The 15,238-nt window shown below is 62.5% G+C and carries 16 protein-coding genes and 1 riboswitch; of the genes, 7 read left to right on the forward strand and 9 right to left on the reverse strand.

All coding sequences use genetic code 11. The annotated features are described in order from the left end of the window. Positions 1 to 59 precede the first annotated feature (59 nt). The gene (locus tag ACVZUB_RS18265) at positions 60 to 1,451 is read right to left on the reverse strand and encodes a glycine--tRNA ligase (RefSeq protein ID WP_003944491.1); all 1,392 of its coding nucleotides are present in this window, start codon (positions 1,449 to 1,451) and stop codon (positions 60 to 62) included. Positions 1,452 to 1,649: 198 nt separating this feature from the next. Here ACVZUB_RS18265 and ACVZUB_RS18270 point away from each other — a divergent pair, with 198 nt between their 5' ends. Together ACVZUB_RS18270 and ACVZUB_RS18275 are read left to right on the forward strand one after the other, a co-directional pair. Next, positions 1,650 to 2,033 (forward strand): ArsR/SmtB family transcription factor, encoded by a 384-nt coding sequence (locus ACVZUB_RS18270; protein ID WP_003944457.1) that lies wholly within the window; start codon positions 1,650 to 1,652, stop codon positions 2,031 to 2,033. 11 nt (positions 2,034 to 2,044) lie between these two features. Next, entirely contained in the window at positions 2,045 to 2,476 is a 432-nt protein-coding gene (locus ACVZUB_RS18275) for a Fur family transcriptional regulator (RefSeq protein WP_003944514.1), read from the forward strand. A 5-nt stretch (positions 2,477 to 2,481) separates the two neighbouring features. Here the strand turns inward: ACVZUB_RS18275 and ACVZUB_RS18280 are convergent, their stop codons facing one another. The 3 genes from ACVZUB_RS18280 to recO are packed head-to-tail and all read right to left on the reverse strand — an operon-like array spanning position 2,482 to position 4,491. Next, positions 2,482 to 2,904: a YbjN domain-containing protein gene (locus tag ACVZUB_RS18280; RefSeq protein WP_019749000.1), complete on the reverse strand. Its 423-nt coding sequence runs from the start codon at positions 2,902 to 2,904 to the stop codon at positions 2,482 to 2,484. Then, entirely contained in the window at positions 2,901 to 3,719 is an 819-nt protein-coding gene (locus ACVZUB_RS18285) for an isoprenyl transferase (RefSeq protein ID WP_003944543.1), read from the reverse strand. Before ACVZUB_RS18285 ends, ACVZUB_RS18280 begins: the two co-directional genes overlap by 4 nt. Further along, positions 3,676 to 4,491, reverse strand: a complete 816-nt coding sequence (gene recO / locus ACVZUB_RS18290) for a DNA repair protein RecO (RefSeq protein ID WP_029255636.1) — start codon at positions 4,489 to 4,491, stop codon at positions 3,676 to 3,678. Before recO ends, ACVZUB_RS18285 begins: the two co-directional genes overlap by 44 nt. Before the next feature lie 96 nt (positions 4,492 to 4,587). Between recO and ACVZUB_RS18295 the strand changes: the two genes are divergently transcribed. After that, positions 4,588 to 5,337, forward strand: a complete 750-nt coding sequence (locus ACVZUB_RS18295; protein WP_003944575.1) for a TetR/AcrR family transcriptional regulator — start codon at positions 4,588 to 4,590, stop codon at positions 5,335 to 5,337. Here the strand turns inward: ACVZUB_RS18295 and ACVZUB_RS18300 are convergent. Next, on the reverse strand, positions 5,334 to 6,323 hold the full coding sequence (locus ACVZUB_RS18300) for an AurF N-oxygenase family protein (RefSeq protein ID WP_003944493.1): 990 nt from the start codon (positions 6,321 to 6,323) through the stop codon (positions 5,334 to 5,336). The genes ACVZUB_RS18295 and ACVZUB_RS18300 overlap by 4 nt on opposite strands. Before the next feature lie 102 nt (positions 6,324 to 6,425). Continuing rightward, on the reverse strand, positions 6,426 to 6,860 hold the full coding sequence (locus ACVZUB_RS18305; RefSeq protein ID WP_054781580.1) for a DoxX family protein: 435 nt from the start codon (positions 6,858 to 6,860) through the stop codon (positions 6,426 to 6,428). Between the two features lie 138 nt (positions 6,861 to 6,998). Beyond that, a riboswitch (TPP riboswitch) is annotated at positions 6,999 to 7,092 on the forward strand. Between the two features lie 17 nt (positions 7,093 to 7,109). Here ACVZUB_RS18305 and ACVZUB_RS18310 point away from each other — a divergent pair. Next, positions 7,110 to 7,874, forward strand: coding sequence for a 3-oxoacyl-ACP reductase (locus ACVZUB_RS18310; protein WP_046379952.1), 765 nt, complete (start codon positions 7,110 to 7,112; stop codon positions 7,872 to 7,874). Further along, entirely contained in the window at positions 7,874 to 9,154 is a 1,281-nt protein-coding gene (locus ACVZUB_RS18315; protein ID WP_311093648.1) for an LLM class flavin-dependent oxidoreductase, read from the forward strand. The genes ACVZUB_RS18310 and ACVZUB_RS18315 overlap by 1 nt, the downstream gene beginning before the upstream one ends. On the opposite strand, the gene dinB is transcribed toward ACVZUB_RS18315, so the two are convergent. After that, a complete protein-coding gene (gene dinB, locus ACVZUB_RS18320; RefSeq protein ID WP_162113806.1) occupies positions 9,151 to 10,449 on the reverse strand; it encodes a DNA polymerase IV in 1,299 nt (432 codons plus the stop codon). The two genes, ACVZUB_RS18315 and dinB, sit on opposite strands and share 4 nt — an antisense overlap. A 121-nt stretch (positions 10,450 to 10,570) precedes the next feature. Between dinB and ACVZUB_RS18325 the strand changes: the two genes are divergently transcribed. Beyond that, a complete protein-coding gene (locus ACVZUB_RS18325; protein WP_030536603.1) occupies positions 10,571 to 11,032 on the forward strand; it encodes a MarR family winged helix-turn-helix transcriptional regulator in 462 nt (153 codons plus the stop codon). Beyond that, positions 11,029 to 12,009: a zinc-binding alcohol dehydrogenase family protein gene (locus ACVZUB_RS18330; RefSeq protein WP_054781575.1), complete on the forward strand. Its 981-nt coding sequence runs from the start codon at positions 11,029 to 11,031 to the stop codon at positions 12,007 to 12,009. Before ACVZUB_RS18325 ends, ACVZUB_RS18330 begins: the two co-directional genes overlap by 4 nt. Before the next feature lie 9 nt (positions 12,010 to 12,018). Here ACVZUB_RS18330 and ACVZUB_RS18335 read toward each other — a convergent pair whose 3' ends face one another. Further along, positions 12,019 to 12,699, reverse strand: a complete 681-nt coding sequence (locus ACVZUB_RS18335) for a response regulator (protein ID WP_003944545.1) — start codon at positions 12,697 to 12,699, stop codon at positions 12,019 to 12,021. After that, the gene (locus ACVZUB_RS18340; protein WP_338925174.1) at positions 12,696 to 15,236 is read right to left on the reverse strand and encodes a sensor histidine kinase; all 2,541 of its coding nucleotides are present in this window, start codon (positions 15,234 to 15,236) and stop codon (positions 12,696 to 12,698) included. Before ACVZUB_RS18340 ends, ACVZUB_RS18335 begins: the two co-directional genes overlap by 4 nt. Positions 15,237 to 15,238: the final 2 nt, after the last annotated feature.

A 15,238-nucleotide genomic window follows, 5' to 3' on the forward strand; every position in this document is an offset into this window, starting at 1 on the left:
AGAGAAAACGGGCGGTCCTTCTCGATTGAGAAGGACCGCCCGTCAGCTTCGAACGAGAATCAGGAGCCGATCAGCCGTGCGGCCAGGTAGCTTTCCACCTGATCGAGGGCGACGCGTTCCTGCGCCATGGAGTCACGCTCACGCACCGTCACAGCCTGGTCTTCGAGAGTGTCGAAGTCGACCGTGATGCAGAACGGTGTGCCGATCTCGTCCTGGCGACGGTAACGACGACCGATGGCGCCGGCGTCGTCGAACTCGACGTTCCAATTCTGACGCAGCTGCGCTGCAAGATCTTTGGCCTTCGGCGTCAGGTCCGCGTTACGCGAGAGCGGCAGAACGGCAGCCTTGACGGGAGCGAGTCGACGATCCAGGCGGAGCACTGTGCGCTTGTCGACGCCGCCCTTGGAGTTGGGCGCCTCGTCCTCGGTGTAGGCGTCGACCAGGAAGGCCATCAGCGAACGCGTGAGACCGGCCGCCGGCTCGATGACGTACGGCGTGTACCGCTCGCCCGTCGTCTGGTCGTAGTAGTTCAGCTCGGTGCCCGAGTGCTTGGAGTGCGTCGAGAGATCGAAGTCGGTACGGTTCGCGATACCTTCGAGCTCGCCCCATTCGCTGCCCTGGAAGTGGAAGCGGTACTCGATGTCGGTCGTGCCCTTCGAGTAGTGCGAAAGCTTTTCCGGCGCATGCTCGTACAGACGCAGGTTGTCCTTGTTGATACCGAGGCCGGTGTACCAGTCAAGGCGGTAGTCGATCCAGTACTGATGCCACTGCTCGTCCTCGCCCGGCTTGACGAAGAATTCCATCTCCATCTGCTCGAACTCACGGGTGCGGAAGATGAAGTTGCCGGGGGTGATCTCGTTGCGGAAGCTCTTGCCGATCTGGCCGATGCCGAACGGCGGCTTCTTACGCGAGGTGGTCAGCACGTTGGCGAAGTTCACGAAGATGCCCTGTGCGGTCTCGGGGCGAAGGTAGTGCATGCCCTCTTCGCTCTCGACGGGGCCGAGGTACGTCTTGAGCATCATGTTGAAGTCGCGCGGCTCGGTCCACTGGCCGACGGTGCCGCAATCGGGGCAACCGATGACATCCATCGAGACGTCGTCCGGGTTGTCGAGCTTCTTCTTCTCCGCGTACGCCTCCTGCAGGTGATCCTGACGGTGACGCTTGTGACAGTTGAGGCACTCGACGAGCGGGTCGTTGAAGACACCGACGTGACCGGACGCGACCCACACCTCGCGGGGCAGAATCACCGACGAGTCGAGGCCGACGACGTCCTCGCGGCTGGTGACCATGTTGCGCCACCACTGGCGCTTGATGTTCTCCTTGAGCTCGACACCCAATGGGCCGTAGTCCCATGCGGACTTGGTACCGCCGTAGATCTCACCGCACGGGTAGACCAGGCCTCGCCGCTTGGCGAGATTGACAACGGCTTCGATCTTGGACTTGGGTGCCACTCGATTGCTCTCCATCTGGGTAATAGATGCATGATTTTCGTGCGCTTTTCGCACCATCAGCCTATCTGGCGGCTGCCACGCACTTCCGTCCAAGGTTGACATGCATACTTGTGCATATCAAAATGAAAGTGATTTGCAATAATGTGGTGAGATGGCTATGCCCGGACATCATGATCTACCCCTCGAAGGAGCCTCGCTGTGAGCATTGCGGATACCGGCGATCTCCACAAAAGCCATGATCATTCCGACCTCGGACACACGCACGACCCGTTCGAAGCCGCACCGCCCGCGCCCGTGCCGCCCAAGGAAACCCTGGCGGCCGCCGGCGAAATTCTGCGGGCGCTCGCTGCACCCGTTCGGATCGCGATCGTGCTTCAGTTGCACGAGTCGGAGCGTTGCGTTCACGAACTCGTCGGAGCTCTCGGTGTCACTCAGCCACTCATCAGCCAGCATCTGCGCGTACTCAAAGCAGCGGGCGTCGTCCGCGGCGAGCGCAACGGACGAGAAGTTCTCTATCGACTCGTCGACGATCACCTTGCACACATCGTCGTCGACGCTGTCGCCCACGCCGAAGAAGGATGAGATTCCACCGCATGAACACCCCGGGCAGTACGACCTCGAAACGTGGACCGGCCACAGTCGGCGTTCGTTCCACGAAACAGCGCAGCGCCATCTCCGCCCTGCTCGACGACATCGACGAATTCAAGTCGGCACAGGAATTGCACGACGAACTGCGCAAGCGAGGTGAAGGCATCGGCCTGACCACCGTCTACCGCACGCTGCAGGCACTCTCCGACGCCGGAACCATCGACGTCCTACGCACCGACACAGGTGAGTCCGTCTACCGACGCTGCTCCTCCGGGCACCACCATCACCTGGTGTGCCGCAACTGCGGATTCACCGTCGAGGTCGAGGGCCCGACGGTCGAGCAGTGGTCACAGACCATCGCCGAGGACAACGGTTTCACCGAAGTGAGTCACACCGTCGAGATCTTCGGCACCTGCCGCGACTGCGCCGCCGCCTGAGAGCGTCAGGGAATCAAACCCTGCCGGGCGGTATCGGCACCGGTGAGCGCCAGTAGCAACATCGTGGTCAGTGCCTCGTCGTCCAGTCCGGCGGCAGGGAACGTGTAACGCAGGATGACGTCCGCCAGACTGCCGTGGCCGAACACCGCGATGGAGCCGAATTGGATGGTGCGATTTCGCTCGGCCACCTTGCGATGCAGTGCCGCGCTGACCGGTCGGTCCCATGCGAGAACGCACGTCATGGACAGCACGTCCAGACCCTCGGACAGATTCATCGCCTGGATGGAACACAGCGCGCCGGAGTACTGGAAACCCAGTGATCCGTCGGCAGCCACATCGACCGTCACGAAATGCGCCAGCGAGGCGGCCGCGCGTTCTTGTAGGCGGGCTGCTTCGTCGGTGGTGTCGGTCATGTTCTCCCCTGTCATTTGACGCCACCGAATCTACGGTCACGTGAGGCGTACTCGACGCAGGCGGCCCAAAGGTCGCGGCGGTCGAAATCGGGAAACAGCTTCTCCTGGTACACCATTTCGGCGTAGGCGGATTGCCAGATCAAGAAATTGGACGTCCGCTGTTCCCCCGACGGACGCAGGAAGAGATCGACGTCGGGCATGTCGGGTTCGTCGAGGTACTTGGCAACCGTCGCCTCGGTGATCTTGTCCGGATTGATCTCACCGGCCGCGACACGCTTCGCGATTTCCTTTACCGCATCGGCAATTTCGGCCCGGCCGCCGTAGTTCACACACATGGTCAAGTTCATGACGGTGTTGTTCTTGGTCAGTTCTTCGGCGATCTCGAGTTCCTTGATCACGCTGGCCCACAGGCGTGGCTTACGACCGGCCCAGCGAACACGCACACCCATTTCGTTCATCTCGTCGCGTCGACGGCGGATGACATCACGGTTGAAGCCCATCAGGAATCGAACCTCGTCGGGACTGCGCTTCCAGTTCTCGGTGGAGAAGGCGTAAGCGGAGAGCCACTCGACACCCATCTCGATGCACCCGCAGACGGTGTCCATCAGGACAGCTTCGCCGCGTTCGTGCCCGGCGGTTCGGGGCAGACCGCGCTCCTGCGCCCATCGTCCGTTGCCGTCCATCACCAAAGCGACGTGGCGCGGGATCAGTTCGGTCTGCAGGATCGGCGGGGTCGCCCCGGACGGATGTGGGTCCGGTGGTCGGATCACCCGGTCAGCAGCAGAATCAAGCGGAGTTCGCGGTTCGCGTCGTCGAATCACGTGTTCCATCCTGCCTCACGGGCAAGTCGACCTCGACGGCTGCATGCGGCCTCGAACGCTCGATCAGCGGCAACGTCCGCAATTGGCGCTCGAGATGCCACTGCAGGTGTGCCGCGACCAGTCCGCTGGCTTGCGTCCGCAGCGTCGCGGGCGCCGAATCGGTACCCTCCCACTCCCCTCGGAGCAGGGCTTCCATCAAGTCGAGCACTCCGGGCGACGGCGTCGCAGCACCCGCCGGGCGGCAATAGGTACACACGGCTCCGCCTGCGGCGACATGAAAGGCCCGGTGCGGTCCAGGAGCACTGCAGCGGGCGCACTCTTCGAGGGCAGGCGCCCAACCCGCATAGCCCATGGCTCTCAACAAGAACGCGTCGAGCACGAACTCGACCGGTCGTGCCTGCTCGGCGATCGCACGCAGTGCTCCCACCGTCAATCGCTGAAGCTGCGGGGCCGGCGCGCGTTCCTCGCCGGCCAACCGCTCGGCAGTTTCGAGTACGGCGCAGGCCGTGGTGTACCGGCTGTAGTCGTCGACGATGTCGGTGGCGAATGCGTCGACCGTCTGCACCTGAGTGATGATGTCGAGATTCTTGCCCGGAAGTAGTTGCACGTCGATGTGAGCAAACGGTTCGAGTCTGGCACCGAATTTGGAGGTGGTTCGGCGGACACCTTTGGCCACGGCACGTACCAACCCGAACTGACGGGTGAGCAACGTGACGATGTGGTCGGCTTCGCCCAGTTTGTGCAGGCGCAGCACCACCGCCGTGTCTCGATACAACCTCACTCGACCAGTGTCCCACGTTGTACCGACGACCGATCCCGATGCCGCGCCCGATGACAAGTCGGAAACACGGCAGGTCCGTCCGGATAGACTGGCGCGATGCCGAGCGACGCAATTGTGCAACCTGTCACTGCAGAGTTGACCGGTCGCGAAGCGCGGTGGGAGCGACACAACTCCGAGCGTCAGAAACGGATACTCACCTCGGCGGTCGAACTGATCGAAGAGCGTGCGGCAGGTGCCGAGGTGTCCGTCCAGCAGATCGCCGATCGTGCCGGCCTCGCCAAGTCGGTGGTGTACCGCCAATTCAGCGGCCGAGACGACCTCGATCGACGAGTGCGAGCGTTTGTGCTCGGCCAATTTGCGGCGGCCCTGGATGCTTCGATGAGCATTTCGGTAGGCACTCTCGACCAGATCCTGACCCGAACCATCAGCGCCGTCGCCGAGTGGATCACCGAGCATCCGCGGATTCACGAGTTCATGGGTACCGGCCCCACCGACTACGACGACGAGAGCATCGACGCGATCAGCAGTCTGAAGGCCACAATCGCCGACTCCGCCCGCACCACTATCACCGAAGTCGGTCGATCCGTGGGGATCGACTCCTCACCCTTCGATTCACTACCGTTCGCAGTGGTGACAATGGTCGAGGGCACGCTCACCCACTGGGTCCGAAGCACCGATCCGAAACCGAGCCGCGAAGAGATCGTCGCCGACCTCGCGAAATACACCTGGTACATGTTCGACGGCGTTGCCCGCTCGAGCGGACTACAGATCGATCCCCATGTCGAATTGTCCACGCTCATAGCCGAGCTGGTGTCCTCCGACGGAGGAACTTCGCGGCCGGACTAGATCCGGGTCTTGTCGGAACGCTTCGGCTCGCCGCGGTAGCGGGCGTAGTCGCCGTCGATGCGCAGCTTTCGCCACGCACGCTTCGACACCGGATTCATCAATCCGAGTTCGTCTGCCAGGGCTCGCATTTCGCCGAAGTAGTTACCCAGGATGCGGCGTGAATGCGGGCTCCCCCAGAAGGCGCTCTTCATCACCTCGTCCGGGATTCCGAATTCTTCGGCGAATTCCTTTGGCGGTGACATGATTTCACCCGCAAGCCAACGCATCGCGCCGGGGAAGGCGACCGATGTGATGGCTCGACTCGTACGACTGAGTCTGGGGACGTGATTGCGCAGGAACTCGTGAGCAAACGAGATGTGTCTCGCTTCTTCGGCGATGTGGATCTCCATGGTGCGGAGCATCGCCGGCGGCGTGTCCTTACCCTCACGGATGAGATCCTTCTGGAAGTGGTCGATCGGTTCTTCACCAGCCAGAATGCCGATGAAGAAGATGACCGGGAACTTTGCTCCCAGCACTCCGATGATCGGCGACAGTCGCCGGAACATCGGACGCATACCCGGCACGTCGATGTCCATGCGATTGACGAGTTCCTGGAACATCTGGATGTGATTGCACTCTTCGGTCATCTCGTGCAGGCAGTACCGAAACTCAGGCGACTGGTTGGGTAGCGCCATGATGTATTGCAGCATTCCCCGGATCAAGATGCTCTCGAAGGCCGAACCCACCTTGGTCACGTTCGCCTGACGCCACATTCCCATGGCGATTCGACGCTCCAACGACTGATCCTGGTACCACTGCGTCGCCCCGAGGGGGTCCGACACGGACGAGAGCACCCATCTCGGATCATGCGGATCGATCGCGAACTCTGGTGAATCCCAGTCGATGTCGAGATAGGGATCGAAACTGCGGGCAACTGAGCCCTCGGACAAAGTCTGCAGTACCTGGTGGTACGGCTTTTCCACTTCGATCGACGCTGACCGAGCCATCGGTGTCTCCTCACGGCCAGTCCGTCGATTGCAGTCGACGGACTTGAATGAGGTCAAACATAATGGGACACCGCGTCCCACGCAACCCCCTCGGGGCCTATTTCAGGCCCGACGCAGCGGGATGATCTCGCGAACCTTCTCGTCCCGGAGATACAGTCCCGCCCACATGACGATTCCGGTGTAGACGGCAAACAGGGTCGTGCTCAGCAGAGGCTGTTCAGCTCGAAGGTTGGTCAACACCGCTCCCCCCAGGTAACCGGTGAGCAGAATCGCGCCGAGTATCGACGTTCGCGGAATCACGTACAGCGCAAGGCAGATCAGTTGCACCACCCCAGCCGTCAATGCCAGCGAGTCCGGCAACCCAAGTTCAGCCGACGCATCCTTGACTGTCTGAAGGTTGAGAATGTGGATGATGCCGTCGAAGAGCATGAAAACGACGAACAGCCCACTCAGGACGTATCCGAGCTTGCGAGCCGTGGCCGAAGGTGTCGTCGTCGTGGCGTTACCGGAAACAGTGTGGACGGGCTGGGTGGTCATCGGAATCTCCTGGGGCGAAGGCGAGCGGCCGGTTGCCACTTCGCTTGCAATTACGACTCCCGCGCGATCGAAAACTCATCGCGCCGGCCGTTACAACGCACCCGGCGTTCAGGACGATTCACCTCACGTGGTCTGATGGACGGTGACACGGGGTGCCGAAAAAGTCGGCTGAGATCAGACCCGATGAACCTGACCAGTTAGCACTGGCGGAGGGATGTCGACGTGACCGAACAGCAATTTCAGCGCGCATTGAACCTCGACGAGCAGATCGTTCTGATCACCGGTGGCGCCCGCGGGCTCGGCGCCGCACTGAGCCGAGCATTCTCCCGCTCGGGCGCCCGCGTAATCGTGAACTACAACAAGAGCCGCGATGCCGCCGAGGCCCTGGTCGCCGAACTGGGTGAGGATCGCACCTTCGCAGTCCAGGCGGACGTGACGGACCGCAGTTCCGTCGACCAGTTGTTCTCCGCTGCACGCGAGAGATTCGACGCACCGATCTCGACCGTGGTCGACAATGCACTGGTCGACTTCTCGTTCAACGGCGATGCACGGCCGAACGCGGACACGATCACCTGGGCCGACTTCGACTCTCAACTACGCGGAGCTGTTGCCGGAACACTCAATACCACCCAGGCAGCGCTACCAGGCATGCGCGAACTCGGCTTCGGCCGAATCATCACTGTCGGAACCAATCTGGTCCAGAATCCGGTAGTTCCGTACCACGACTACACCGCTGCCAAGGCCGCACTGTTGGCACTGACACGGACGCTGTCCGCCGACCTCGGTCCGGACGGGATCACAGTCAACATGGTCTCGGGCGGCTTGCTCCGCACCACCGATGCGAGCGCCGCAACACCGGAAGCCGTGTTCGACATGATCGCGGCAAGCACTCCCCTGCGCCGAGTCACCACGCCGGACGAATTTGCCGACGCTGCACTCTTTTTCGCCTCCCCATGGTCGCGGGCCGTGACCGGCCAGAACCTGGTTGTCGACGGCGGACTCGTCAAGAACTGATGGGCGCACAGCTGCGGATAGGTGCGTTCCTGCTCGGTTGCGGACATCACAGTGCGGCATGGCGTCATCGCGACTCACCGGTCGAAAGTCTCGGCGACATAACGTATTACGAGTCGCTCGCCCAGATCGCCGAACGCGGCAAGCTGGACGCCGTCTTCTTCGCTGACGGTCACAGTGTTCGCGAACCCGAGTCGGGTGCGTCGTGGTTTCTCGAGCCGATCACCGCATTGACTGCCATGGCACGAGCGACAGCGGACATCGGCCTGGTGACCACCATTTCCACCACTTTCTACACGCCGTTTCACGCGGCGCGACTGTTGGCCTCGCTCGACCACATCAGCGGCGGACGGGCCGGCTGGAACGTCGTGACCTCGATGTTCGACCAGGAGGCGCGCAACCACGGACTCGAGGCGATGCCCGATCACGCATCCCGATACGAACGAGCCGACGAATTTGTCGAAGTGGCCCTCGCATTGTGGGATTCATGGTCGGAAGACGCGCTGATTCTCGACCGGTCGGGGCGTTTTGCCGACGCAAACAGGATTTCTCGAATCGATCACGACGGCAAACATTTTCGGGTGGACGGGCCGTTGACGGTTCCGCGCTCCCCGCAAGGCCGGCCGGTGTTGTTCCAGGCCGGGGCGTCCGAGCAGGGCCGCGATCTGGCGGCGCGTCGCGCCGAGGCAATCTATTCGGTTGCCTACGACTTACCCAGCGCACAGGCCTACTACGCGGACGTGAAATCGAGAATCGAGCGAGCCGGCCGGGATTCGAACTCTGTCGCCGTGATGCCGGGACTGGTCACCTACGTCGGCAGCACCGTCGCCGAGGCCAGGGCGAAGAAGGCCGAACTCGATCTCCTGCTGCCCACCGAACAGTCGATACGCCAACTCTCGTTGTTCACCGGACAGGATTGCGAGAACTGGGATCTCGACGGGCCCGTGCCCCCGTTGCCTTCACTCGAAGCGTTCACCGGGCCGCAGGGACGCTACGCCACTATTTTGCGGATCGTCGAGAAGGACGCACCGACTGTGCGGGAACTCCTCGGGACGCTCGCTGCGGGTGGTGGTCACGCAACGATGATCGGAACACCGGAGTCGATTGCCGACGAGATGGGATCCTGGTTGAACGGCCGCGGTGCCGACGGTTTCAATCTGATGCCGCCGACCTATCCGCAGGGCCTGGAAGATTTTGTCGATCACGTGATTCCAGTGCTGCAGGCGCGTGGGTTGTTCCGTCGCGAATACGAGGGAGCGACTCTGCGAGAAAACCTCACCTAGTCCGGCAGTAGCGGCACCGACAGATCCGGATCGCGTCCCAGGAGCACTCCCCTCGTGAGGGCCGCGGAGCCGAACTTCTTCCGGACACTGTCCATTGCCGAGTCGAGGGCGGCAGTGTCCGGACCCGCGAATCCTGGACCGTCGAAGGGCAATTCGAGTTGTTCGGCGCCGTCCCGATCCAGGTTGGAGACAGCGACGCCGATCAACGTGATGCCCTTGTCCGCGATCATCGGTATCGCTTCGTCCAGCAGCACCATCGAGGCGTTCAGCAATTCCGCTGTGTCGGCGGTGGACCGGCGCAGCGTGTGAGATCGAGTTGCCCGCGTGAAATCCGCGAAGCGGAGCCGGAGCGTGACCGTGCGCCCCGTCCGCTGCGCCGAACGCATGCGTCGACTGACACGGTCGACAAGGGACATCAACGACGCATCGAGTTCTGCGCGGGGATGGGATCCGCGACCCAGCGCATGCTGAGCACCCATCGAACTGCGGCCACGATAGGCGCGGACGGGGCGCGGATCTCGATTGTGTGAGAGTGCGTAGAGATGGCGACCGGCGCCGCCCCCGAGAATCGAGACGATCGAGGATTCGTCGTGCCGAGCGATGTCACCCACCGTCACGATGTCGAAGTTTCGCAGCTTCTGGGCCGTGATCTTGCCGACGCCCCACAGCTTCTCGACCGGCAAGGGATGCAGGAACTCGGTCTCGCCCTCCGGCGGCACTCGCAGCAATCCGTCGGGTTTCGCGAATGCACTGGCGACCTTGGCCAGGAACTTGGTGCGTGCGATTCCGACCGTGATCGGTAGTCCGACCTGCTCGGCCACATCGCGTCTGAGGTTGGCTCCGATCTGCAGCGGGTTTCCCACGATCTTGGCGAGCCCGCCGACCTCGAGAAAGGCCTCGTCTATGGAGATTCCTTCGACCAGCGGCGACGTGTCGTGAAAGACGTCGAACACGTCTTTGCTCGCCTGCGAGTACGCCGACATTCGCGGAGGGACGACTATCGCCTGAGGACACAGTGATCGGGCCTGACCACCGCTCATGGCTGTGCGAACCCCGAACGCCTTGGCCTCGTAGCTTGCCGCCAAGACCACCCCACCACCGACGATGACCGGCCTGCCGGCCAGAGTCGGGTCGTCGCGTTGCTCGACTGATGCGTAGAACGAATCGAGGTCCGCATGCAGGATTGTTGCGTCACCTGTGGACCGACTACCGCCAGAATGATTACCGCCGGAACGAGCACCGCCAGGGTGATTACCTGGCGTTTCTTGATCCAGCGGTTCATGCGACACGAACATATGTTCCCATGCGCCACCGACACAATGAAAGGCCGCAAATAGATTCCATGGAATTAATCACGAATCGGGCGTACGGTGAGAAAATGATTCCACGGAATGCATATCGGTTCGGAGTCTGCTCTTGACCAGATCAGCCCTGAGCAGGCACTTCGACAACCTCGTCCGCTTCGAAACCGAACTGTGGACGGCCGTCGACCAGCGACTCCGAATCGAGCACGACCTGCCACTGAGTCGATTCGAGCCGATGCAGATCATCGACAGGCTCGGCTCCTGTCGGGTCTTCGACATCGCCGAGGCCCTCGCGATCACCGTCGGTGGCACGAGCAAGCTGGTGGATCGAATCGAAGCGGCTGGACACTGCCGTCGAAAATCCAATCCCACCGACAAACGATCCTCACTCATCGAGTTGACTCCCGAGGGCAATGAGCTGTTGCGGCGGGCGAAGGCAACGTTCGACGACGAATTGGAGCGCCGTCTCGGTTCCGTGCTGACGCCCGACGCTCTCGATCGATTCGGCGCCACACTGGCCACGCTGCGTGAAGCCAATCGAAACCTGACACCGACCACGAAGGAAAAAGCATGACCGACACAATGCGCGCAATCGTGCTCGACGCCCCCGGCCCGCCAGAAGCATTGACTATCAAAGTGATTCCGATACCCGTGCCGATTGCGGGCTGGGTACTGGTCCGGGTGAAGGCTTTCGGCCTCAATCGATCCGAACTTCACACCCGCCTCGGCCTCGCCGAAGGCGTGACATTCCCGAGGGTGCTGGGCATCGAGGCCGTCGGCGAAGTGGTGAACTGCCCCGGCGGGGAGCTCACCGAAGGCCGGCAAGTCGCCGCCATGATGGGTGGGATGGGGAGGACGTTCGACGGCGGTTATGCCGAGTACACGTGCGTTCCCGTCAGTCAGGTCGTTCCCTTCTCGAGCGAACTGGACTGGTCGACAGTGGGAGCTGTTCCCGAGATGCTGCAGACGTCCTACGGCTCGCTGACGGTAGGACTGGACGCGAAATCCGGTCAATCCCTGTTGATCCGGGGAGGAACCTCCTCGGTCGGCATGGCAACCGCAGTCCTGGCGAAGCAGTGGGGACTCACTGTCCTTGCGACCACCCGAGATGCGAACAAAGCGTCGTCGTTGACCGCGATCGGGGTTGACCACGTTATCGTCGACGACGGTGCTGTGGCCGGCCAGGTTCGAGACATCCTCCCGGGCGGTGTTGATCTGGCCCTCGAATTGGTCGGAACACCAACACTTCCCGACACGTTGCGCGCGACCCGCGTTCACGGCACCGTGTGTTTCACGGGAATGCTGTCCAACGAGTGGACAGTCAAAGACTTTTATCCGATCGACTACATTCCACGCGGAGTGCGATTGACCTCGTACGGTGGGGACGCGTCCGACCTGCCTGCCGGCGTACTGCAAGACTTCCTCTCCGCTGTGGCGTCAGGCGAGGCGGTGGCACCGATCGACGAGGTGTTCGCGTTCGAGGACATCGCGCGAGCACATGCCAAGATGGAAGCCGGTACGGCACGTGGCAAATTGGTAGTTGTGCTCTGACCTGGCTTCTCACACCACGAATCGATAACCCATTCCTGCCTCGGTGATCAGATGCTTGGGGTTCGCCGGGTCATCCTCGAGCTTCCGACGAAGTTGAGCCAGGTAGACACGCAGATAGTGGGTCTCGGTGTCGTACGCCGGTCCCCACACTTCCCGAAGCAACTCCTTCTGCCCGACCAGCTTTCCGCGGTTGCGCACAAGCATCTCGAGCATGCCCCACTCGGTCGGAGTCAGGTGCACCTGTTCACCGCGCCGACTCACTGTTTTCGCAGCCAAGTCCACCGTGAAGGACGCGGTCTCGACCGACGGTTCCGAAGTGTCCGCCGCGGAGGTTCCCCGCCTCGCCGCAGCGCGCACGCGGGCCAGAAACTCGTCCATCCCGAAGGGTTTGGTGACGTAGTCGTCCGCACCGGCGTCGAGAGCCTCGACCTTGTCCGCGGAATCCGTGCGCGCCGACAGCACGATGACCGGCGCCGTGCACCAGCCACGCAGGCCGGCAAGCACTTCGGTGCCGTCCATGTCGGGCAGTCCGAGATCGAGTACCACGACGTCCGGTGGACGCTCGGCAGCAGCCCGCAAGGCACCGGCGCCCGTCGACGCGGTCACCACCTCGTACCCGCGCACCGAAAGATTGATACGCAGAGCTCGCAGAATCTGCGGTTCGTCGTCCACTACCAGGATTCGACTCATGATCCATTCCCATTCGTACCGGCCGCAGCCAACTCCACGATCATCGTCAATCCCCCACCAGGTGTGTCTGTGGCGCTGACCGTTCCGCCCATCGCATCGACAAACCCGCGCACCACGGAAAGTCCGAGGCCCACTCCGCCGGTGTTGTCGCGATCTCCCATCCGTTGGAACGGCTGGAACATCGTTTCGGCCTCACCTCGCGGAACACCTGGGCCCGTATCGGCAACACTGATCACCACACGATCACCGAGTTGCGCCGCCCCGACGCGCACCGGGGTTTCTCCCCCGTAGCGCAGAGCGTTGTCGACGATGTTCGCAATCACCCGCTCGAGCAGACCTTGATCTGCTTGCACTGCAACGGTACCCACGTCGACGACTACACTTCGAGCCCGCGAATCCGAGCGTCCACCGATGCCGAGGCCCAGCAACGCGCGGTGAACCACCTCGTCCAGATACACCGGCCGGAGCGTGGGTTTCACCACCCCGGCGGCAAGGCGGGACGAGTCGAGCAAGTTCCCGACCAGTGCCGTCAACTGATCCGCCGACTCCTCGATGGTTGCCAACAATTCAGCGGTGTCTTCGGGCGAGAACTCGATGTCGTCGCTGCGCAGACTCGACACCGCCGCCTTCACTCCGGCGAGAGGCGTTCGCAGGTCATGGCTTACCGCTGACAGCAGGGCTCGACGCAGTTGATCAGCCTCGGTGAGCGCGGCAGCCTTGCTCGCCTCGACTGTCAGTTTCTCCTGGCGGATCATCCCAACTGCTTGGTGAGCCACCACCGTCAGCACTCGTCGATCCCGCGCACTCAGGTCGGGCCCAGCCAACAACAGCGCGTATTCCCCGTCGTTGACCTCACAGACCGTATCCGCTTCGTCGTCCGTGGTCGGCGGCTGCGTACCCACGGCGGCGATGACTCCGTCGTCGTGATGAATGACGGAAACCCCTCGCTGGCGATAGATTTCGAGTGCCTTCGCCAGAAGTGTCGACAGATCCGCTCCGCGGAGAACTGATCCCGCGAACAGTGTGAGCAGTTCGGCTTCCTCGGATGCGCGCTTCGCCTCGCGGGCGCGCTTTGCTGCGGCGTCGACCAGAACGGCAACTGCCACAGCCACGATCAACAGCACGATAGTGGTGATGAAGTTGTCAGGTTCGGCGATGGTGAAGCTGTACCGCGGATCGGTGAAGAAGTAATTGAGCAGCAGTCCCGAGATCAGGGCCGACAATATCGCCGGGCCGACGCCGCCGAGGAGGGCGACCAGAACGACCACGACGAAGAACAGCGCGTTCTCGCCGTTGACCCCGGAGATTCGGTCGACGAGACCCATGATCGCGGCCGCGAGCGAAGGCACGACGATCGCCGCAATCCACGACAGGACCCGGCGCTCCGAGCGCCCCAGCACCGAAATGCGTCGTCGCGCCGTCGCTTCCTCGTGCGTGACCATGTGAACGTCGATACCACCGGACTGCTGAACCACCGCAGCGCCGATCCCCTCGTCGAGGATGCGAGCCAGGCGGGAACGCCGCGACGTTCCCAGCACCAACTGTGTGGCGTTCTCCTCACGCGCGAACTCGAGGAGCGTCGACGGTACGTCGTCACCGACAACAGTGTGAAGCGTGGCGCCGACTCCGACAGCCAACGCGCGCACCTTGCCCATCTCGGGGGCCGAGACTCCGGTGAGTCCGTCACCGCGTACGACGTGGACCACCATCAGCTCGGCGCTCGACTTCGACGCGATTCGAGATGCGCGTCGTACCAGGGTTTCCGACTCCGGTCCCCCGGTCACGGCAACGACGACACGCTCGCGCGCTTCCCAGGTATCGGTGATCTTGTTCTCGGCCCGGTATTTCGCCAGTGCGGCGTCCACCTGATCGGCCACCCACAGCAGAGCCAGTTCGCGTAGCGCCGTGAGGTTTCCGCGTCTGAAGTAATTGCCCAAGGCCGCATCGACCCGTTCCGGTGAATACACGTTTCCGTGAGAAAGTCTGCGGCGCAGCGCCTCCGGGGTGATGTCGACCAGCTCGACCTGCGCCGCACTACGCACTACCGCGTCCGGAACCGTCTCCTGCTGAACCACGCCGGTGATGTGCGCGACAACGTCGTTGAGGCTTTCGAGGTGTTGCACGTTGACCGTGGACAGAACGTCGATCCCGGCTTCGAGCAGTTCCTGTACGTCCTGCCAGCGCTTGTGATTCTTGCTCCCTGGCGTGTTGGTATGTGCCAACTCGTCCACCAGGACAAGGGCCGGACGCCGAGCCAACACGGCCTCGACGTCCAGTTCCGGCATCCGTGTTCCGCGATAATCCACCAGCTTGGGCGGCACTATTTCGAGGTCTCCGATCTGCGCCGCGGTGCGGGCGCGGCCGTGTGTCTCCACGACGGCCGCGACCACGTCACAGCCACGATCTCGACGCCGATGAGCCTCACCGAGCATCGCGAAGGTCTTTCCGACGCCGGGCGCAGCGCCGAGGTAGATACGCAATTCACCACGTTTGCGTGCCCTACCGAAAGATTGACCGACCTTCTCCGAAGAACTCACGT

It is taken from the genome of Rhodococcus sp. OS5 (assembly GCF_056837585.1).

Coding starts and splice junctions, on each gene's coding strand:
- ACVZUB_RS18275 (WP_003944514.1), top strand. CDS start 2,045: ATGAACACCCCGGGCAGTACGACCTCGAAACGTGGACCGGCCACAGTC.
- ACVZUB_RS18280 (WP_019749000.1), bottom strand. CDS start 2,904: ATGACAGGGGAGAACATGACCGACACCACCGACGAAGCAGCCCGCCTA.
- ACVZUB_RS18285 (WP_003944543.1), bottom strand. CDS start 3,719: ATGGAACACGTGATTCGACGACGCGAACCGCGAACTCCGCTTGATTCT.
- ACVZUB_RS18295 (WP_003944575.1), top strand. CDS start 4,588: ATGCCGAGCGACGCAATTGTGCAACCTGTCACTGCAGAGTTGACCGGT.
- ACVZUB_RS18300 (WP_003944493.1), bottom strand. CDS start 6,323: ATGGCTCGGTCAGCGTCGATCGAAGTGGAAAAGCCGTACCACCAGGTA.
- ACVZUB_RS18305 (WP_054781580.1), bottom strand. CDS start 6,860: ATGACCACCCAGCCCGTCCACACTGTTTCCGGTAACGCCACGACGACG.
- ACVZUB_RS18315 (WP_311093648.1), top strand. CDS start 7,874: ATGGGCGCACAGCTGCGGATAGGTGCGTTCCTGCTCGGTTGCGGACAT.
- dinB (WP_162113806.1), bottom strand. CDS start 10,449: ATGTTCGTGTCGCATGAACCGCTGGATCAAGAAACGCCAGGTAATCAC.
- ACVZUB_RS18330 (WP_054781575.1), top strand. CDS start 11,029: ATGACCGACACAATGCGCGCAATCGTGCTCGACGCCCCCGGCCCGCCA.
- ACVZUB_RS18335 (WP_003944545.1), bottom strand. CDS start 12,699: ATGAGTCGAATCCTGGTAGTGGACGACGAACCGCAGATTCTGCGAGCT.